The 19,382-nt window shown below is 66.5% G+C and carries 14 protein-coding genes; 7 read left to right on the forward strand and 7 right to left on the reverse strand.

Annotated elements, in window-relative coordinates:
- Positions 1-96: 96 nt before the first annotated feature.
- Positions 97-3,873: a vitamin B12-dependent ribonucleotide reductase gene (locus QW863_RS01465; RefSeq protein WP_315712244.1), complete on the reverse strand. Its 3,777-nt coding sequence runs from the start codon at positions 3,871-3,873 to the stop codon at positions 97-99.
- Positions 3,874-4,692: 819 nt separating this feature from the next.
- On the opposite strand from QW863_RS01465, the gene QW863_RS01470 reads away from it, so the two are divergent.
- Positions 4,693-5,586 carry a DMT family transporter gene (locus tag QW863_RS01470; protein ID WP_315767287.1) on the forward strand — a complete coding sequence of 298 codons (894 nt, stop codon included), beginning with the start codon at positions 4,693-4,695 and terminating at the stop codon, positions 5,584-5,586.
- On the opposite strand, the gene QW863_RS01475 is transcribed toward QW863_RS01470, so the two are convergent.
- From QW863_RS01475 to QW863_RS01485, 3 genes are all read right to left on the reverse strand, one after another.
- On the reverse strand, positions 5,583-7,841 hold the full coding sequence (locus QW863_RS01475; protein ID WP_315712242.1) for a CHASE3 domain-containing protein: 2,259 nt from the start codon (positions 7,839-7,841) through the stop codon (positions 5,583-5,585). The two genes, QW863_RS01470 and QW863_RS01475, sit on opposite strands and share 4 nt — an antisense overlap.
- A gap of 120 nt (positions 7,842-7,961) precedes the next feature.
- Complete coding sequence (locus QW863_RS01480) at positions 7,962-10,280, reverse strand: CHASE3 domain-containing protein (protein WP_315712241.1); 2,319 nt, start codon at positions 10,278-10,280, stop codon at positions 7,962-7,964.
- Positions 10,281-10,736: 456 nt separating this feature from the next.
- Positions 10,737-11,399 carry a BA14K family protein gene (locus QW863_RS01485; RefSeq protein ID WP_315712240.1) on the reverse strand — a complete coding sequence of 221 codons (663 nt, stop codon included), beginning with the start codon at positions 11,397-11,399 and terminating at the stop codon, positions 10,737-10,739.
- A gap of 164 nt (positions 11,400-11,563) precedes the next feature.
- On the opposite strand from QW863_RS01485, the gene QW863_RS01490 reads away from it, so the two are divergent.
- A complete protein-coding gene (locus QW863_RS01490) occupies positions 11,564-11,974 on the forward strand; it encodes an NADH:ubiquinone oxidoreductase subunit NDUFA12 (RefSeq protein ID WP_315712239.1) in 411 nt (136 codons plus the stop codon).
- Between the two features lie 88 nt (positions 11,975-12,062).
- Here QW863_RS01490 and QW863_RS01495 read toward each other — a convergent pair whose 3' ends face one another.
- Complete coding sequence (locus QW863_RS01495; RefSeq protein WP_315712238.1) at positions 12,063-12,761, reverse strand: DJ-1/PfpI family protein; 699 nt, start codon at positions 12,759-12,761, stop codon at positions 12,063-12,065.
- A 144-nt stretch (positions 12,762-12,905) separates the two neighbouring features.
- Here QW863_RS01495 and QW863_RS01500 point away from each other — a divergent pair, with 144 nt between their 5' ends.
- The 5 genes from QW863_RS01500 (at position 12,906) to QW863_RS01520 (ending at position 17,138) form a co-directional block, all read left to right on the forward strand.
- Positions 12,906-13,847, forward strand: coding sequence for a GlxA family transcriptional regulator (locus tag QW863_RS01500; protein ID WP_315712236.1), 942 nt, complete (start codon positions 12,906-12,908; stop codon positions 13,845-13,847).
- Positions 13,848-13,972: 125 nt separating this feature from the next.
- Complete coding sequence (locus QW863_RS01505) at positions 13,973-14,251, forward strand: hypothetical protein (RefSeq protein ID WP_315712234.1); 279 nt, start codon at positions 13,973-13,975, stop codon at positions 14,249-14,251.
- Positions 14,252-14,406: 155 nt separating this feature from the next.
- On the forward strand, positions 14,407-15,165 hold the full coding sequence (locus QW863_RS01510; protein ID WP_315712231.1) for an SDR family NAD(P)-dependent oxidoreductase: 759 nt from the start codon (positions 14,407-14,409) through the stop codon (positions 15,163-15,165).
- 22 nt (positions 15,166-15,187) lie between these two features.
- Complete coding sequence (locus QW863_RS01515; RefSeq protein WP_315712229.1) at positions 15,188-16,438, forward strand: FAD-binding oxidoreductase; 1,251 nt, start codon at positions 15,188-15,190, stop codon at positions 16,436-16,438.
- 31 nt (positions 16,439-16,469) lie between these two features.
- A complete protein-coding gene (locus QW863_RS01520; RefSeq protein ID WP_315712227.1) occupies positions 16,470-17,138 on the forward strand; it encodes an amino acid ABC transporter permease in 669 nt (222 codons plus the stop codon).
- Positions 17,139-17,265: 127 nt separating this feature from the next.
- Here QW863_RS01520 and QW863_RS01525 read toward each other — a convergent pair whose 3' ends face one another.
- Together QW863_RS01525 and QW863_RS01530 are read right to left on the reverse strand one after the other, a co-directional pair.
- Complete coding sequence (locus QW863_RS01525; protein ID WP_315712225.1) at positions 17,266-18,144, reverse strand: transporter substrate-binding domain-containing protein; 879 nt, start codon at positions 18,142-18,144, stop codon at positions 17,266-17,268.
- Positions 18,145-18,277: 133 nt separating this feature from the next.
- On the reverse strand, positions 18,278-19,291 hold the full coding sequence (locus QW863_RS01530; protein ID WP_315712223.1) for a Na+-dependent transporter: 1,014 nt from the start codon (positions 19,289-19,291) through the stop codon (positions 18,278-18,280).
- Positions 19,292-19,382: the final 91 nt, after the last annotated feature.

A 19,382-nucleotide genomic window follows, 5' to 3' on the forward strand; every position in this document is an offset into this window, starting at 1 on the left:
GTCCTAAAGCCTCAGCAATGCAGTGCTGTCGAAAGCTTGTCTAGATGCCCACGAAAATGGGCATCTAGATTTTTGCTGTCGGGGGCGAAGACGTTCTTACGAACACCCCGTCGTGCTGCCGCACGTATCGCACTTCATGCACGTCCCATTCCGCACCAGCGTGAAATTCCCGCACTCCGAGCACATCTCGCCTTCGTAGCCCTTGGCCTTGGCTTCGGCGCGGCGTTCGGCCTTGGAGGCGACTTGCGCGTTGGCCGTGCCGGCCTTGCTCCATTGCAGGGCCTCGAGCTTCTCGGTGGGCGAGAGGTCGTGCTGCGGCTCCTGCTTCAGGGCGGTGGCGCCGTCGAGGGCGTCACCGGTGCGGGCATGGGAGAGGGCGGTGAGATTCACCCCACCCCGATCGGAAGCGGAGCTTCCGATCGACCCTCCCCCTGCAGGGGAGGGTGACGAGGAGCCGCCGCGCATCACGACGAGGTTGTCGGTCCGGGAGCGGGTCAGGCCGCGCGACACATACTTCGCGGCCTGCTGGCTCGGGCCGTCCTCCGACGGCTTGCCTTCGTCGACACCGCGGCCGAGCGCGTCGAAATTGCTCTCGGAGGGGTCGACATGGGCGAGGTCGAAGCGCGACATGTAGCTGACGGCGAGCTCGCGGAACACGTAGTCGAGGATCGACGTCGCATATTTGATCGAGTCGTTGCCCTGCACGGGACCGGCCGGCTCGAAGCGGGTGAAGGTGAAGGCGTCGACATACTCCTCCAGCGGCACGCCGTACTGGAGGCCGAGCGACACCGCGATGGCGAAGTTGTTGATGAAGGAGCGCAGCGCGGCGCCCTCCTTGTGCATGTCGATGAAGATCTCGCCGAGGCGGCCGTCGTCATACTCGCCGGTGCGCAGGTACACCTTGTGGCCGCCGACGACCGCCTTCTGGGTGTAGCCCTTGCGGCGGTCCGGCATCTTCTCGCGCTCGCGCATCACCACGATGCGCTCGACCAGCTTCTCGACGATCTTCTCCGAGACCTGCGTGGCGCGCGCGGCCATCGGCTTGTCGTAGAAGGACTCGACCGCATCGTCCTCGTCCTCATCGTCGGCGATGAGCTGCGAGTTGAGCGGTTGCGACAGCTTCGAGCCGTCGCGATAGAGCGCGTTGGCCTTCAGCGCGAGCTTCCAGGACAAGAGATACGCCGCCTTGCAGTCCTCGACCGTGGCGTCGTTCGGCATGTTGATGGTCTTGGAGATCGCGCCCGAGATGAACGGCTGTGCTGCCGCCATCATGCGGATGTGGCTCTCGACCGAGAGATAGCGCTTGCCGATCTTGCCGCAGGGGTTGGCGCAGTCGAACACCGAATAGTGCTCCGCCTTCAGATGCGGGGCGCCCTCGACCGTCATCGCGCCGCAGATGTGCACGTTGGCGGCCTCGATCTCGCGCTTGGTGAAGCCGATCGCCGTGAGCAGGTCGAAGGTGGGGGCGGCGATCGCCTCAGTGGTGACGCCGAGCTGCTTGACGATGAAGTCCTCGCCGAGCGTCCACTTGTTGAACACGAACTTGATGTCGAAGGCGGTCGGCAGCGCCTTCTCGACCTTGGCGATGGCCTCGTCGGTGAAGCCCTTGGCCTTCAAGGTGGTGGCGTTGACGCCGGGCGCGTTCGACAGCGAGCCGTGGCCGACCGCATAGGCCTCGATCTCGGCGATCTCGCTCTCGCGATAGCCGAGCACGCGCAGGGCTGCGGGCACGGCGCGGTTGATGATCTTGAAGTAGCCGCCGCCGGCCAGCTTCTTGAACTTCACCAGCGCGAAATCAGGCTCGATGCCGGTGGTGTCGCAATCCATCACCAGGCCGATGGTGCCGGTGGGGGCGACCACGGTGACCTGAGCGTTGCGGTAGCCGTTGGTCTCGCCGAGCGCGAGCGCGTCGTCCCAGGCCTGGATGGCGTGGCTGACCAGCGAGACCTGCGGGCAGTGGGCGTGGTCGAGCGGCACCGGGGCGACGGAGAGCGCCTCATAGCCGGTCGCCTCGCCGCGCGCGGCGCGGCGATGGTTGCGGATGACGCGCAGCATGTGCGCGGCGTTCTTCTTGTAGCCGGGGAAGGATCCGAGCTCGCCGGCCATCTCGGCGGAGGTCTTGTAGGCGATGCCGGTCATGATCGCCGAGAGCGCGCCGCACAGCGCGCGGCCTTCCTTGGAGTCGTAGGACAGGCCCATGGTCATCAAGAGGCCGCCGATATTGGCATAGCCGAGGCCCAGCGTGCGGAACTCGTAGGAGAGCTCGGCAATCGCCTTCGACGGGAACTGCGCCATCAGCACGGAGATCTCGAGCACGACCGTCCAGAGCCGGCAGAGATGCTCGTAGGCGCCGACGTCGAAGTGCTTCGTTTCGGTGTTGTAGAACGTCAGCAGGTTGGCCGAGGCCAGGTTGCACGCCGTGTCGTCCAGGAACATGTATTCCGAGCACGGATTGGACGCGCGGATGTCGCCGGACGCCTTGCAGGTGTGCCAGTCGTTCATCGTGGTGTTGAAGTGCAGGCCGGGATCGGCCGAGGCCCAGGCGGCGTGGCCGATCTTCTCCCAGAGGTCCCTGGCCTTCAGCGTCTTGACGACCTTCTTGTTGGTGCGGCCGATCAGGCTCCAGTCGCCGTCGGTCTCGACGGCGCGGAGGAAGTCGTCCTTCAGCGACACCGAGTTGTTGGAGTTCTGGCCGGACACGGTCAGATACGCCTCGGAATCCCAGTCCGTGTCGTAGATCGGGAAGTCGATGTCCTTGTAGCCCTGCTTGGCGAACTGGATCACCCGCTTGATGTAGTTGTCGGGCACCAGCGCGCGGCGCGCGAGCTTGATCTCGCGGCGCAGCGCCGGGTTCTTCTCGGGGTCGAAGCAGTCGTCGCCGGAGCCCTCGCAATTGACGCAGGCCTTCATCACGGCCTTGAGGTGCTTCTGGTTGATCTTGGAGCCGGTGACCAGCGCCGCAACCTTCTGCTCCTCCTTCACCTTCCAGTCGATATAGGCCTCAATGTCCGGATGGTCGGCGTCGACCACCACCATCTTGGCGGCGCGGCGCGTGGTGCCGCCCGACTTGATCGCGCCGGCGGCGCGGTCGCCGATCTTGAGGAAGCTCATCAGGCCGGACGAGCGGCCGCCGCCCGACAGCCGCTCGCCTTCGCCGCGCAGCCGCGAGAAGTTGGAGCCGGTGCCGGAGCCGTATTTGAACAGGCGCGCCTCGCGCACCCACAGGTCCATGATGCCGCCGTCATTGACGAGGTCGTCCTCGACGCCCTGGATGAAGCAGGCATGCGGCTGCGGATGCTCGTAGGAGGACTTCGACTTGGTCAGCTTGCCGGTCTTGTAGTCGACGTAATAATGGCCCTGGCCGGGGCCGTCGATGCCGTAGGCCCAGTGCAGGCCGGTGTTGAACCATTGCGGCGAGTTCGGCGCGACCATCTGCTTGGCGAGCATGATGCGGAGCTCGTCATAGAACGCCTGCGCGTCCGCTTCCGAGGAGAAGTAGTTGCCCTTCCAGCCCCAATAGGTCCAGCAGCCGGCGAGGCGGTCGAACACCTGCTTGGCCGAGCGCTCGCTGCCGTAGCGCTCGTTCTCGGGGAGAGCGGCCAGCGCCTCGGTGTCCGGCACCGAGCGCCACAGCCACGACGGCACGCTCTCTTCCTCGACCTTCTTCAGGCGCGCGGCGACGCCCGCTTTCCGGAAATACTTCTGGGCCAGCACGTCGGAGGCGACCTGCGACCAGAACTCGGGGACCTCGACATTCTCGAGCCGGAACACCACGGAGCCATCCGGATTCTTGATCTCGGACGTGGTCAGGCGGAAGTCGATCCCTGCATAGGGTGACTGTCCTTCGGTGGTGTTGCGCCGTTCAATCCGCATCGCGAGCCCCAATTGTTCTTGCCGGACCGCGTTCGCTGCGGCCGGGATCATTGCATCCAAGGGCGGCGGCTGGAAGTCCCCGGACGCTGCCGGGAAACTCGTCTGCCGCCGCAGTTCAACCGGTTGCCCGGTCCGCATCTGTTCAGCCTCGAAGCCGGAAGCTGCCGCGCCGTTGTCCGGCGTCTCGCCCCGTCTTCCTCGCCGGCGCGTGCAGCCCGTCCGCTGCCTGCGCCGTCTGATCTCAACGCGTCACTCCCGCCGCTCTGCTCCGTCGTCATTGCAGGGGAGACCCCACATCTAGTGGGTTCCCCGCCAGGGCGCGGCGGCGCAGCGGTGGTACACAGGGCAGACGGCGACCCACGCCCGCAGCCGTAGGGACGGCGGCGTGGTCGTCTTCGAGCCCTCTCGAGGGAAGCGGCCGGCCAGACCCGAAACATGACTGTGCGCCGAACCGGGCCGGAAGCTAGGACGACTCCGCTTCCCACGTCAAGGACTAGTGGGGGTTCCCTAACCAAACACTAAATATGGGGGAAAGTACGGGATAACCAGGGCGCGTGCCGGTATCGTGATGGCCGTAACTATCGGCGAGTCCTCGCGGATTCGAAACCGAAAAAATTTGTGCCGCAGGCTGTCCACAGGGCTTCGTCCCGCTGTTCACAGGGGCAGATTTATTCGCGTGCGAATGACGTGTTTCGCTTGCATCAGCGGGACTCACGGGCGCCTACGGAGCGTTCGCGGGGCAGGCATGCCCCACAATCCCTGGTGTGGCCGGGAAAACGCCGGCAAGCTCATCGTCCCACGGACGGCGCCGGTGATTCCATGACAGACAAGCCAGTGGCCAGCGGGCGGATCACGCCCGCCGGGCTGATGTTCCTCGCCATCACCTCGCTCGGCTGGGGCTTCAACTGGCCGGTCACCAAGCATCTGGTCGGCGTGCTGCCGCCGCTCACTCTGCGCGGCACCACCGGGGTGGTCGGGGCGGCTCTCTTGGCGCTGCTGGCCGTCATCCGCAGCCAGAGCCTCGCCGTGCCGCGGGAGGTCTGGCCGCGGCTCATCCTGGCCGGGATGCTCAACGTCACCGCCTGGATGGTACTGATGGGGCTGGCGCTGCTGTGGCTGCCGGCGAGCGAGGCGGCGCTGATCGCCTACACCATGCCGGTGTGGGCCTCGCTCTTGGCCTGGCCGATCCTCGGCGAGCGGCCGACGCTGTTGCGCGTGCTCGCGCTGGTGCTGGCGTTCGCCGGGCTGGCTTCGATCATGGGCAGCAACGGGCTCAACGCCAGCCGCGACAAGCTGCCGGGCATCCTGATGGTGCTCGGTGGCGCGTTCGGCTTCGCGCTCGGCACGGTCATGGCCAAGAAGCTCCCGATCAGGCTGCCGCCGCTGTCGGCGGCGGCCTGGCAGATCGGCATCGGCTGCGTGCCGATCGTGCTCGTGGGCTTCGCGGTCGAGCATTCCGACTGGACGAAGCTGGATCAGCTCGACTGGGCGCTGATGTTCTATTCCACCGTGATCCAGTTCTGCGTCGCCTATGTCGCCTGGTTCGCGGCGCTGTCGCGGCTGCCGGCCTCGGTGGCGGCGATCGGCACCATGGCGGTGCCGGTGATCGGCGTCCTGGCCTCCGCGATCGCGCTGCGCGAGCCGCTCGGGGCAGGGCAGGTGGCCGCGCTGGCCTTCACGCTGGCCGCGGTGGCGATGGCGACCCGCGGCTAGCGCCAGCCGGCCGCCGGCTTGCCGTCCAGCGCCTGCCGCACCATCTGCGCGAGCTCGGCGCGGCGATAGGGCTTGGTTAGCAGCAGCGCGTCCGGCACGAGCTGCCGGTTCTCGACCATCTCATCGCCGGTATAGCCGGAGGTGTAGAGCACTGGGAGCGCGGGGCGCGTGGTCATGATGGTTTCGGCGAGCTGCCGGCCGCTGATGCCGCCGGGCATGATGACGTCGGTGAACAGCAGGTCGAAGGGCTGGTTCCGCGCGGCGATGGCCAGGGCCTCCGAGGCCTGCGAGGCGACGAGGGTGGTGTAGCCGAGGCCCTGCAACTGGGCGAGCACGAAGTCGCGCACCAGCGGATCGTCCTCGACCACCAGGATCGTCTCGCGGCCATGCGGCAGCGCCTGCTCGTGCTCCGTCTCGATCTGCTGCGTCGCCTGCGCCGCCGGCAGATAGAGCCGGATCGTCGTGCCGCGGTTCTGCTCGCTCTGAAGCTTGACGTGGCCGCCGGACTGCCTGACGAAGCCATAGACCATGCTGAGGCCGAGACCGGAGCCCTTGCCGGCATCCTTGGTGGTGAAGAACGGCTCGAAGGCGCGGTCCTTCACCTCCCGCGGCATGCCGCTGCCGGTGTCGCTGACCGCGACCATGACGTAGGAACCGGGCACGATGCCGGGATTGGCCGCTGCATGGGCCGCGTCGAGCGTGGTCTTCGCCGTCTCCAGGAGCAGCCTGCCGCCATCGGGCATCGCATCGCGCGCGTTGATCGCCATGTTGACCAGCGCGTTCGCGAGCTGCGCGGAATCGACATGGGCGATGAGATCCTCGTCGGCAAGAACGGTCCTGATCTCGACCTGCTCGCCGAGGGTCGGCCGCAGCAGCTTGGCGATGTCCTCCACCGTGGCGTTGACATCGATGTCGCGCGGACGCAGCGGCTGCTTGCGGGCGAAGGCGAGCAGATGCCGGATCAGCTCGGTGCAACGATCGGTGGCCCTGCCGATCAGGGCTGCGAACTCGGCCGCCGCCGGCCGGTCCTGCACCGCGTCGATCAGGACCTCGATCGACCCGGTGATGATCGTCAGCATGTTGTTGAAGTCGTGCGCGACGCCGCCGGTGAGCTTGCCGATGGCATCGAGCTTCTGCGCCTGCTGCAGCAGGCGCTCGGTCTCGTGCACGTCGGTGACGTCGTGATACACCAGCGCGGCGCCGCTGATCGCGCCTGCGGAATTGCGCAGCGGCCGCCCGCTGACCATCAGGCGAAACTGCGGCCGGCCGTCGGTCGGCTTGACCACGACCTCGCGGCGGTCGAACGACAGCCCGCACAAGGCGCGCGCGATCGGGAGCTCCTCATCGACGATGCGGGTGACGGCGTCGCTCTCGTAGAACTGGTTGGCAGCCTGCATCTCGGCGAAGGTCTTGCCCACATTCGTTCCCAGGAAACGTCCCATCGCCTGGTTCGACAGCATGATCGTGCCTTCGGGATCGACGACGAGGACGCCCTCGGCCATGCTGTTGAAGGTGTTCGTGAGAATGGCGGAGAAGCGGCGCAGCGCGTCATAGGCGGCGGCGAGATCGCTGCGCTGCTGCACGGCCTGGGCTTCCAGCGAGGTCGCGGTCTCCCGTGACCGGGTGAGGGACGAGCGCAGCGCCCGGTCGGAAAGATGAGCGCGCCGGACGAGATAGGCCGACATCAGGAGCAGCAGGCCGACGCCGGCGAGGTCGATCGCCAGTAGCCAGGATCCGGTTCGTCGCGAGATCGTGGCGCGGTCCGCCAGCAGCCGGCGCTCCTCATCGGTAAAGGCGTCGAGCGCCTGGTTGATCGTCGTCATCGCCGCCGGACCGGCCGCGCTCGCCGCCAGCGCCTCCGGGCCGTCGCGATCGTTCGCCGCGTGGCGACGGACCAGCTCGCCGGCAAGCTGAATGCGCCGCTGCACGATGCCATAGATCGATCGCAGCCGCTCGCTCTGCGAGGAATTGTCCCGGACGAGCTCTCGCAGGTCCGCCCAGGCCGCAGGAATAAGTCCACTCGTCGCCTGAAACTCTGCGATGAACCGGTCGGCTCCGGACAATGCGAAGCCGCGCGAGGCGGCTTCTGACTGTCGCAGCAGGGCGCGGAGCTCGGAGGATTTCTCCAGCACCTCCATCGTGTGCTCGACCAGGGCGGTATCGTTGCGCGCCTTGATGTCCAGTCCCGTCGACGCGGCGCCGATCGCGAGCAGGGTTCCAAGGCCGAGCCCGATCACCACCCGCCGGCGGATCATCGGTGGCCTCCAATGGCGCGGGATGCCGTCGCGTCCTGCCAATTGCATGGGGTAGGTTTCCATTGGAATTTGTGGCCCAGCTCCGTGACGATCGCAGTTCCGATCTGCGCGATGGTCAAGTCAGGAGAAGTGAGCGCGCGTCTGCGCGTCCTCGGAAAAGGCGTTCTCGGCCAAGGCATCATCGGCCAAGGCGTCATCCACGGGGCCTGCCAGCGCCAGCCGCACCATCTTGGCGAGCTCCGACTTTCGATAGGGCTTGGTGAGCAGGAGCGCAGCCTGGTCGAGGCGACCGTGCTCGACCATCGCATTGTCGGTATAGCCGGACGTGTACAGCACCTTGGTGCCGGGCCGCTGCCGCAGCGCCTCCTCGGCGAGCTCCTTGCCGTTGACGCCGCCGGGCATGATGACGTCGGTGAACAGGAGATCGAAGCTTTGGCCGGAGTCGATCTTGGCCAGCGCCTCGACCCCGGTCGATGCGGTGATGGTCTTGTAGCCGAGGCTCTGCAACTGTGAGACGACGAAGTCCTGCACCAGTGGATCGTCCTCGACGATGAAGATGGTCTCCTCGCCGCGCGGCGGCGGGGGCTCGGGCGGAGCAGGGCTCGCAGCCTGTCCCTTGGGCACAGGGATGTAGAGCCGGATCGTGGTGCCCCGTCCTTCCTCGCTGTAGATCTTGATGTGGCCGCCGGATTGCTTGACGAAGCCGTAGACCATGCTGAGGCCGAGGCCGGAGCCCTTGCCGGCTTCCTTCGTCGTGAAGAAGGGTTCGAAGGCGCGGTCGCGGACCTCCGGCAACATGCCAGTACCCGTGTCGCTGACGGCGACCATGACATAGGGGCCGGGCGTCACGCCGGCGTTGGCTGAGGCATAGGCCTCATCGAGCTCCACCCTGCGCGATTCCAGCAGCAGCTTGCCGCCATTGGGCATCGCGTCGCGGGCGTTGATCGCCATGTTGACCAGGGAGTTGGCGAGCTGCGCCGAATCGATGTGCGTGATCAGCGTCTCCTCTTCGAGGATCGAGTTGATCTCGATCTGCTCGCCGAGCGTCGGACGCAGCAGCTTTGCGATGTCGAGAATCGTGCTGTTGACGTCGCTGTCGCGCGGATGCAGCGGCTGCTTGCGGGCGAAGGCGAGCAGATGCCGGATCAGCTCGGTGCAGCGGTCTGCCGCCTGTCCGATCAGCGCTGCGGTCGCCGCGGCGGCGGGGCGGTCCTTCACCTCGTCGGCCAGCGTTTCGATGGTGCCGGTAATGATCGTCAGCATGTTGTTGAAGTCGTGTGCGACGCCGCCGGTGAGCTTGCCGATCGCATCCAGCTTCTGCGCCTGCTGCAGCAGCCGCTCGGTCTCGTGCGCCGTGGTGATGTCGTGATAGACCATCGCCGCGCCGGTAATGCCGCCCGCGGCGTCGCGCAGCGGGCGGCCGGAGATCATCAGCCGCAGCGTCTCGTCCTGGTCGGGCCGGTAGACGATCAGCTCGCGGCGGTCGAAGCTCTCGCCCCGCAACGCTCGCGGCGTCGGCAGGTCGTGCGCTGCAACAGGCGTCACGCCGTCGCTTTCGTAGACGCGGAGGCGCGCGCGGACGTCGGCCAGATTCTTTTCCGGGCTGTAGCCGAGCAGATGTTCGACCGCGGGGTTCGAGAAGACCACCGTGTCCGTGGCATCGATGACGAGCACGCCCTCTGCCATGCTGTTGAACGTGTTCTGCAGGATCTCGGCGGAATGGCGCAGCTTCTCATGGGCGGCGATCAGGTCGAGATGCTGCTGCTCGGCCTTTTCCGCCAGCGAGTTGGCCTCGGCTTCGGAGCGGACCAGCGACGCGCGCAGCGCACGATCGTGGAGATACGTCCGCCGGATGAGGTAGAAGGCGATGATCAGCAGCAGCGCGAGACCGCACAGGTCGATCGTGAGCAGCAGCGATCCGGTGGATTTCGACGTCATCGAACGCTGCGTCAGCAGCTTGCGCTGATCGGCAACGAAACGGTCGAGATGGGCCGTGATCTCGCTCATGGTTGCCGGCCCTTCGGCGCGGCTTCTGAGGGCTTCGAGCCCCGCACGATCCGAGGCGGCGTGCAACCGGATCAACTCCGCAGCGAGCTCGACCCTGCGGACAATCAGGGCTTCGGTCTCGGTCAGAAGCTTCAGCGGTTCGGGATTGTCGGCCACGGCGCGCCGCAGCTCGGCCATGGCGACCGGAATTCTCGTGCTGACATCGGCAAACTCCGTCCTGAATTGATCGTCACCGACGAGTGCGTAGCCGCGAGAGGTCGCTTCCGCTTCGCGTAGCAGCAGACGCAGATCGGAGGTCTTCTGCAGGATGTCGAGCGATGAATTCACCCAGGCCGCGTCGTGGCGCGACTTGATGTCGAGCGCCGTGGACGCGGCGCCGATCGCCAGCAGCGTTCCGAGACCGAGCCCCAATGCGAGACGCTGATAGGTCATCTGCGTTTCTCAATCATCGACACGTCCGCCAGCGGGGCCGGGGATCAGCGCGGCCAGCCATATGCATCCGAGTTTCGATGCAGCTGCGTCCAAGCAGTGAAGATATGTCGGCAAGGCGCGCCTCCTTGTTCGAAGTTCTTGGCGCGTTCGCGGGCGGCAGGCCCAAGCCACTCACCCGCGGCGTTTGCATTGCGCGAGTTCCGCGAAAATCCATGTGTCCATCAACTGATATCAACCAAGCCTGCGAAGCGGCCAAACGGGCAGAATCACATGCTCAAACGATATTGGACCGAAACGGGCCGATCATCTGCACGTCGCGAGGCACATTTTGAAATATGGGCGAAAATCAGCCTGCAACGTGGCGCATTAGACACAGAACAAACAACAATACGGCACGAAAAAGGCGGCGAGCATAGGCTCGCCGCCCTCTGTTGTCGCAGCTACTATGTCAGACTCTTACGGACATGGATGGCGAAAGCCATCATAGCCGAGATAGGTTCCCGAAGCCGGATCATACGAGCGGTACCTGCGTGCGCAGTAGCTCGGGTCGACGCCTTCGGTTCCAACGATGGCGACAGGCGCGGAGTCGTCATAGTACGAGTAGTCGGAGTAATAGTCGGGCCCGTAATAATACGGATCGTTGTAGTAGGCATAGCTGCTGCCCAATCCGATCCCGACGCCAACGCCGACACCCGGCCAGAAGCCGCCGCCGCGGTGATGCCAGCCGCCACGGTGACCGCCCTGCCAGCCGCCGCCACTCCAATTGCCGCCGCTCCAGTTGCCGCGGCCGCCACCCGTGTTGACGGCGACGTTGGCGCCGGCCGCCGGACCGCGACCCGCCAGCGCTGCGCCGCCAACGGCTGCGCGTCCGGCGAAGCTGCCGCCGCTCATCCCGGCGCCACCCGGGCCGGCCGCAAAGCCGCCGCGTCCGCCGCCGCCGATCGCTCCGCCGCCGCCACCACCGATGGCCGCGCCACCGCCCCCGCCGATGGCGGCACCACCACCGCCGCCCGGACCACGACCGCCGCCGGGACCCTGGGCAAAGCTCGTCGTCGCTGCCGCCAGCGGCAGAATCAGCGCCACTGCCGCCGCAGTGCTCCATCTCTTCAGTCTGGTCATCGCTATCGCTCCATCAGGGGGGGAAAGTGACCTAACCGCAGGCCGCGGATGTCGTTCCCCGCCGCGAACCGATACATCGTCGCGGGCGGAGCGGTGCAACACTGGACAAGATGCGGGCGGGGTGGCATCAGAACCGGGACCTTCACAGAACCGGCCCCAAGCCCATGAAACAGTTCTTTCTCAAGCTCTTCACGTGGTGGAACGGCCAGACTTTCGGCACGCAATTGTGGACCTGGCGCTTCGGCGAGCTCGTGGGGCAGGACGCACAGGGCAACCGCTATTATCGGACTGCCGGCGGCAAGATCGACCCGGTGCTGCATTTCGAGCGGCGCTGGGTGATCTATAACGGACTGGCCGAAGCCAGCCGTATTCCGCCCGAATGGCACGGCTGGATGCATCATATGGTCGATGTGCCGCCGACTCAGGAGGGCTACAAGCCCCGCGAGTGGGAAAAGCCGCATGAGCCGAACCTGACGGGGACTGCGCTGGCGTATCGCCCGGCCGGCTCGACCTTGGGCAGCGGTCGCAGGCCAAAGGCCACCGGTGATTATCAGCCCTGGACTCCTGGCGGCTGATTCGATTTCGCTCGAGATGACCCGATCGGAAAAGGCCGCCCCGAGCTCTGGGCGGCCTCTTTACTGTCGGGAGCCTGCCAAGCCTGCGCTACGCCGGGTTGCTCCTGAGGGCGGCCGCCGCATGCTCCGCCGCCTCGATTCGCCGCTTCCGGAACGGTGCGATCCGCTCCAGCATGCGTGACACCACCTCGGGCGGCGCCGTGTCGGGGGATCCAGCGGTGAAAGGGGGCGCCGGATTGTATTCGAGTCTGAGCTGGATTGCCTCCGCCGTCTGACGATCGACCAACTGCGCCACCAGGGTCAGCGCGAAGTCGATGCCGGCCGTGACGCCGCCGCCGGTGATCCGGTTGCGGTCGATGCAGACGCGCTCGGTGCTGACGGTGGCCCCGAACAGCGGCAGGCACTCGCGCGCGCTCCAATGGGTCGCTGCGCGATAGCCATCCAGCAGGCCGGCGGCGCCGAGCGCGAGCGAGCCCGTGCACACCGAGGTGACGTACCTGGCTCGTTCGGCTTGGCGGCGGATGAAGCCGATGACCTCGGCGTCATCGAGGATGGCGTCGACGCCGAAGCCGCCGGGAATGCAGATCACGTCCGCCTGCGGACAGTCAGCGAAGGTGGTGGTCGGCATCAGTGTGAGGACCGAGTCGGTCGGAATCGGCTCGATCCTCTTCCACGCCAGATGCAGTGTCGCCCCCGGCACGCTGGAGAACACCTGCACCGGACCGGTGAGATCGAGCTGGGTCAGATGTGGAAACAGGACGAGAGCGATCGAGAGCGGTTGGGCCATGGCGGTGCTCGCAGGTGTGGTGCTTGACGGCGGGCATTCTGCATGGTCCGCTGGATGGCGCATATGCCAAAGTTCCCTCGTTTCCGGACGGGCTTGGGATTTCGCACTTGGGCTCACGGACTTGGGCTCACGGAGTCATCCACCATGATCGGCGTGCTCATCTACCCCGATTTTCAGTTGCTCGACGCCGCCGGACCGATCTCGGTGTTCGAGATCGCTTCGCGTTATGCGCGCGCCGCGCCATCGATCAGGGTCGTCGCCGCCACGCCCGGACCCGTGCGGTCGTCGTCAGGGGCCGAAATGCTGGCGCGGAAATTCGGTCCGGTGTCGGCGCTGACCACGCTGCTGATCGCCGGCGGCGAGGGCGTGGAAGCTGCGAGCCGCAACGCATGCACGCTGAACTTCGTTCGTAAGGTCGCGCAGCGGGGCACCCGGCTTGCCAGCATCTGTTCCGGCGCCTTCGTGCTGGCCGAAGCGGGCCTGCTGGACGGGCGGCGCGCGACCACGCATTGGCAGCGCACGCGGCAGTTCCTGCGAGCCTACCCCCAAGTGAAGCTCGAGCCTGACAGCATCTACGTCCGCGACGGCAATGTCTGGAGCTCGGCTGGGATCACTGCCGGCATCGATCTCGCACTCGCCATGGTCGCCGACGATCACGGCGAGGAGATCGCGCAGAAGACCGCACGTCAGCTCGTGCTGTATCATCGCCGCAGCGGCGGGCAGTCGCAGTTCTCCTCGCTGCTGGAGCTGAAGGCGCCGAGCGGCCGCTTCGCCGAGCTCCTGACCTGGGCGCGGGAGCATCTCGATGCGCCGCTGACGGTCGACGACCTTGCCGAGCGTGCCGGCATGAGCACGCGGCATTTCACCCGCGCCTTCGTGGCCGAGACCGGCACGACGCCGTCGAAGGCGATCGAGCGTCTCAGGCTGGAGGTGGCGCGCGATCGCGTGCAGGCTTCGCATCAGCCGATCGAGCTGGTGGCCGAGGCGACCGGCTTTCGCGATCCTGAGCGGATGCGCCGCGCCTTCATTCGCGCCTTCGGCCAGCCGCCGCAGGCCCTGCGGCGCGCGGCACGCCTCACCGCCTGACCTGGATCAGTGGACGAGCAGCCGCGGGCGACGATCCTCGATGGCAGTTGAGACAATTTAAAGTTGTGTGACATGCGCGAAGCGCGCATAGTACGCGCATTGCCACTTTGTCCATGGAGGATACGATGCGCGTATTTCTGTCCCTGATTTTGTTTGCTGCTGCCGCGGTCGGCAGTGTCGACAGCGCTTTTGCGGCAAAAGCCGAAGTCACCGGAATGTGCGTCTGCAAGAAAGGCGGCAGCACGATCGAGACCTATAGCGAGACGATCTGCGTGAAGAACGATCATGCGGGCTGCACATCCGCGAAGGTCGCCTGCGTGAATGCCTATGCCGCCACCTGCAGCGGCAAGGGCGGCACGATTTCACAGTCGACCAACAAGTGCAAAGTCGGCGCCAAGTGCTGAGCGGCGAACTCAGCCGTTCGACCTGGACGTTCTGAACGTCTGAGGCGCAAGAAGTCCCGCGCGACGGACATCGGCGCATGTCCGTCCGCGTGTTGGCATCGGCAGGTGTGAGACCTATAGTCCGCCCCGCGAAACCGAGGGGTAGACGAGGCGCGATGCGTGTCACCATCATCACCGGCAGCGGGGCCGGCATCGGCGCTGCGGTGGCGCGCCGCGTGGCCGCACCGGGGCAGGCCTTGATGCTGCACGGGCAGGGGGCTGACGAAGCAGGTCTCGCGCGTCTGCGGGACGTCGCCGCGGCGTGCCGGGAGGCCGGCGCCGAAGCCGAGTTTCATTGCGGCGATCTGGTCAGGCAGGGCGTTGCCACCGAGCTGGCGGCTGCGGCACGAACGCGGTTCGGCCGGATCGACGCGGTGGTGCATGCTGCCGGCTTTGCCGACCGCCGCAGCTTTCGCGATCTGCCGCGCGACGGGCTCGACCGCTCACTCGCAGTGATGCCCGCGGCATTTCATGAGCTCGCCAGCGCCGCGCTCCCTGACCTCGTGCAGAGCACCCATGCGCGCGTGGTCGCGATCTCCAGCTTCGTCGCGCACCGCTTCGTGCCGGGCGGCACCTTCCCGGCCTCGGCCGCCGCCAAGGCGGCGCTGGAGGCGCTGGTGAAATGCCTCGCCATCGAGCTGGCTGCGTGCGGCGGCACCGCGAATGTCGTCGTGCCCGGCTATACGCGCAAGGATGCGGGACGGCTCGGCTCGCTCGATCCGGCCGCGTGGCAGACGGCGGCGGCGGCCAATCCGCAACAGCGCCTCGCCGAGCCCGACGACATCGCCGCGGCCGTGACCTTCCTGCTGTCGAAAGACGCCGGCCACGTCACCGGCGCGGTGCTGCCGGTCGATGGCGGCCTGACCCTGATGTAAGCAGCAGATGGATCGAGAGACGATGGAGCGTATGCAGCAGACAGCCGACGTGGTCGTGCTGGGAGCGGGGATCGTCGGCGTCTCCTCCGCCTACGCCATCCGGGAGCGCGGGCTCTCGGTGGTGCTGGTCGACCGCAAGGCGCCGGGCGAGGAGACATCGTACGGCAATGCCGGCATTCTCTCCTCCGGTTCGATCCTTCCGCTCAACAAGCCCTCGCTGTTCAAGGCCCTGCCGTCCTATCTCGGCAACAAGAGCGCGGCGCTGCGCTGGGATCCGGCATGGACGCTGCGCAATGTCGAATGGGTGCTGCGCTTTCTCGCCAATGCCGTGGAGTCCCGCGTCAAGCCGCGCGCCACCGCGCTGCATGGCCTGATCGGCGCGTCGCTGAAACTGCATCGCGACTGGATCGTTCGCGCCGGCGAGCCGCAGCGGATCCGCGAGACCGGCTGGCTCAAGGCGTGGCGCAGCGACGCTGTCGGAGCGGCCAAGGCGGAGCAGGCTCTCCTGGCCGAATACGGCATCAAGAGCGAGCTGCTCGACCGCCAGGGCATTTCCGCGCTCGAGCCTAATATGCTGCCGGTCTACAAAGTGGGACTGCTGCATAGCCAGACCGCGTCGGTCGACTCGCCCGGCAATGTGACGAAAGCCTACGCGCGGATGTTCGAGGGCGCGGGCGGCGTGCTGCGGCAGTCCGAGATCAGGGCGGTGCTGTCCGACGGGGACGGCTGGCGTGTCGTGCTCGGCGACGGCGAGATTCGCGCCCGTCATGTCGTGGTTGCGCTCGGTCCCTGGTCGCCGGACATTCTCAGGTCGCTCGGCTACCGGGTGCCGATGGCGTTCGAGCGCGGCTATCACCAGGAGTTCACGCCCAATCCGGAGCGCATGCTGTACCGTCCGATCCACGACGCCGAGGGCAGCTTCCTGATGACGCCGATGGAGAACGGCGTGCGCGTCACCTCCGGCGTCGAGCTGACCGATCGCGATGCGCCGTCGAATTTCGCCCAGCTCGAGCAGGTGGTCCCGCTGGCGCGCGGCGTGGTCGAGTTCGGCGAGGCCGTGGCCCAGCCATGGCGCGGCGCGCGGCCGACCTTGCCGGATTCGCTGCCGATGATCGGGCCGGCGCCGCGCCATTCCGGCCTGTGGCTTGCATTCGGCAATCAGCATATCGGCTTCACCACGGGGCCGGCCACGGGCGCGGCGATCGCCGCGATGATCACGGGCGAGGCGCCGTCGTTCGACGTCTCCGCCTTTGCTCCGAGCCGGTATCTGTGAGGGGCCGCGACCGCGTCACGCCGGAGCTGCGATGAACTATACCTGGGATTTCGCCATCCTCGCCAAGTACAGCCATCTGTTCTGGCTGGGGCTCGGCTGGACCATGGCGTACACGCTCGGCACCATCCTGCTCGGCTCGGTGATCGGGCTCGTCGTCGGCATCGTCAGGCTGCGCCGTCCGGTCGTGATCGACTGGCTGTTGATCGGCTATATCGAGCTGTTCCGCTGCACCCCGCTGCTGGTGCAGATCATCTGGTTCTATTACGCGTTCCCGGTGGTGATCGGCGTCAACATTCCGGCGCATGTCGCCGCGGTCACCGTGCTGTCGCTCTACGCCGGGGCGTTCTATGCCGAGATCGTGCGCGGCAGCATCGAGAGCGTGCCACGCGGGCAATGGGATGCGGCGCGCGCGCTCGGCCTGCGTCCGTGGCGGATGATGCGGCTCGTGATCCTGCCACAGGCCTTGAAGCCGATGCTGGCGCCCTACGTCAACCAGTCGGTGACGCAGTTGAAGAACACCTCGCTGGTGTCGGTGATCGCAGTGCCCGATCTCGTCTACAACGCGACGCTGATCAACGCCGACACCTATCGGCCGCTCGAGGTCTACACCATCATCGCGCTGATCTATTTCGCGATCCTGTTTCCGGCGACGCTCCTGGGCCGCCGCTTCGAGCGCGGCATGACGTACGACAAGGCGTGAGGCGATACATCATCGAATGCCTCCGTCATTGCGAGCGACGCGAAGCAATCCAGGGCGGCACGAACGGTCCTGGATTGCTTCGTCGCTGCGCTCCTCGCAATGACGCTGGGAGAGAGCGTGGCTTCGCTTAGATATTCACCTCGACCGGCACGTCCTCGGCCTTGACGCCGGCCAGCCCCAGGCCCTTGACGAACCATTCGCGCATCTGGCCGATGCCGCGGTTGTAGTCGATCCACACCGCGAGGAAGTCGCGCCAGCGCTTGTCGGCCTCGCGGCGCACGCCCATGCTGGAGGGGATCGCGACCGAGGGCGACTGCAGGATCTTGTAGGAGCCGAGATTGGGGTTCTTGGCGATTGCGGTGAGGCCCAGGATCAGGGCGTTGACGACGACGTCGACGCGGCCCGAGGCCATCTCCAGCATCACTTCGTCGCGCGACTTGAGCGACTTGATCGTGGCGTTGGGAGCAAAGCGCCGCGCCACCGCCTCGTTGGCCGAGCCGACGTCGACGGCGATCTTCACTTCCGGCTTGTTGATGTCGGCCCAGGTCTTCGCTTCCATGCCCTTCTTCAGCATGGCGCCGAACGGATGCGGGAACACCGTGCCGCAGAAGTCGATGACCAGCGCGCGCTGCGGCGTCGGGTTGAGGGCGAAGCCGAGATCGATCTTGCCGGCCTGCAGGTCGAGCACCGAATTGCCGTAGGTCGACTCGACATATTCGAGCTTCACGTCGAGCAGCTTGGCGATGTCGTTGGCCATCTCGATCGAGAAGCCCGACCAGGTGCCGGTGGCAAGATCCTTGTTGAAATAGGGCAGCTCGCCCGGCAGCACGGCGATGCGCAGCACCTTGTTGGCGCGGACGCGGTCGAGCGTGTTGTCGGCCGCTTGCGCCGAGGCGGGCGTCGTCGTCATGGCGGACGCAAGCGCGGCACCGGAGCCGATGGCGAGCGCGTAGCGCAGCGCATCGCGGCGGTCTTCGGAAATTTTCTGATCGTCTGACGTGGTCACATAATCCTCCTGCACCAACAGGCACGGAGCGTAGCGCCGGCCTTGCACGCCAGCAACAACCATGTCGGCCTTGATAGTAAGCGGCTCGCCGTCGTGTCATGCCGGAACGGCCGCATGCCGTTGCTGCTCTGCCTCATTCCGATGCAGGATTGATCAAGCCGTGATCGGTCCCGCCCGATGGAAGCGGCCTTGGACGCAGGCGCTCGGCGAGCGGGCGCAACAGTTGCGGCGCAAGGTGGATCGGGAACTGGCTCATCGCGAAATACAGCCAGGTGGTGCCGGGGATCGCGCCCTCGGTCGCCGCGAGCATCAGCCCCATGTTGCGTAGCGACACCATCATGCCGAGCGCCATCGCGCGTTCGCGCCCCGCGCCGCGAAACAGCAGCATCGTGGTACCAAGCAACAGGAAGAACACGGTGAAGGCGAGCAGCGCCAGTCCCAGCATGCGGAACGGGCTGGCGGCCAGGTCGGCCAGGAAATGGGCCATGATGGCGGACGCGAACACGAACAGGATGAGGACGTTGACGCCGTCGATCGGCGCGCGGTGGCGGCGGATCGTCGCGATGCCGAGGGCAAGGCGGATCGCGGCGGCCGCCGCCAGGGCGCCCGCAAGGATGGCGGCGAGCTTCAGCCCGAGCGCGGCCGGAGACAGTGACAATGTCTCACCCAAAAACACATAGGCGAACAGCGGCGCCGTCAGCGGCACCAGCGCGGTCGAGGTCACCAGCGTGATGAGAACCAGCGTCGCGTCGAGCCCCATCAGCGCGGCGAGTGCGGGCGAGGCCATCATCGGCGAGGCCGTCCCCTGCAGCATCAGCGCGAGATACAGGTCGGGCGCGGTGGCATCGACGCCGGCGATGCGTCCAATCGTGCCGACCAGCGTCGGCACGGCGATCGTGGTCCATGCGGTCGCGGCCACCACCAGCAGCGGGCGGCGCAGATGCGCTGTTAGCATCGCGACGTCGACGCGCATGAAGGAGATGCAGAGCAGCAGGAAGATCGCCTGTGTGACGTAGGGCCGCGCCAGCTCGCCCAGCGGCGGCACGGCGATTGCCGCCAGCAGAACCGCGACGATGGCGCGGGTGCCCTGATTGCCGAGCCAGCTCAGGGCCTGCAGAGGAAAAGCGAGAGGCCCGAAGGACGGCATCTTCATTCCGAACGATGGGAATCAATGAACGCGCGAACCATGCGTCGGCCGCGCGTTCATGCAAAGTCACATCTGGTTACGGACGATGTCG

It is taken from the genome of Bradyrhizobium sp. SZCCHNR1017, from assembly GCF_032381375.1.
Lineage (GTDB): Bacteria > Pseudomonadota > Alphaproteobacteria > Rhizobiales > Xanthobacteraceae > Bradyrhizobium.

Excerpts from the sequence above, each read along its gene's own strand:
- QW863_RS01465 (WP_315712244.1), bottom strand. The coding sequence starts at position 3,873 with ATGCGGATTGAACGGCGCAACACCACCGAAGGACAGTCACCCTATGCA.
- QW863_RS01470 (WP_315767287.1), top strand. The coding sequence starts at position 4,693 with ATGACAGACAAGCCAGTGGCCAGCGGGCGGATCACGCCCGCCGGGCTG.
- QW863_RS01475 (WP_315712242.1), bottom strand. The coding sequence starts at position 7,841 with ATGATCCGCCGGCGGGTGGTGATCGGGCTCGGCCTTGGAACCCTGCTC.
- QW863_RS01480 (WP_315712241.1), bottom strand. The coding sequence starts at position 10,280 with ATGACCTATCAGCGTCTCGCATTGGGGCTCGGTCTCGGAACGCTGCTG.
- QW863_RS01485 (WP_315712240.1), bottom strand. The coding sequence starts at position 11,399 with ATGACCAGACTGAAGAGATGGAGCACTGCGGCGGCAGTGGCGCTGATT.
- QW863_RS01490 (WP_315712239.1), top strand. The coding sequence starts at position 11,564 with ATGAAACAGTTCTTTCTCAAGCTCTTCACGTGGTGGAACGGCCAGACT.
- QW863_RS01495 (WP_315712238.1), bottom strand. The coding sequence starts at position 12,761 with ATGGCCCAACCGCTCTCGATCGCTCTCGTCCTGTTTCCACATCTGACC.
- QW863_RS01500 (WP_315712236.1), top strand. The coding sequence starts at position 12,906 with ATGATCGGCGTGCTCATCTACCCCGATTTTCAGTTGCTCGACGCCGCC.
- QW863_RS01505 (WP_315712234.1), top strand. The coding sequence starts at position 13,973 with ATGCGCGTATTTCTGTCCCTGATTTTGTTTGCTGCTGCCGCGGTCGGC.
- QW863_RS01510 (WP_315712231.1), top strand. The coding sequence starts at position 14,407 with ATGCGTGTCACCATCATCACCGGCAGCGGGGCCGGCATCGGCGCTGCG.
- QW863_RS01515 (WP_315712229.1), top strand. The coding sequence starts at position 15,188 with ATGGAGCGTATGCAGCAGACAGCCGACGTGGTCGTGCTGGGAGCGGGG.
- QW863_RS01520 (WP_315712227.1), top strand. The coding sequence starts at position 16,470 with ATGAACTATACCTGGGATTTCGCCATCCTCGCCAAGTACAGCCATCTG.
- QW863_RS01530 (WP_315712223.1), bottom strand. The coding sequence starts at position 19,291 with ATGCCGTCCTTCGGGCCTCTCGCTTTTCCTCTGCAGGCCCTGAGCTGG.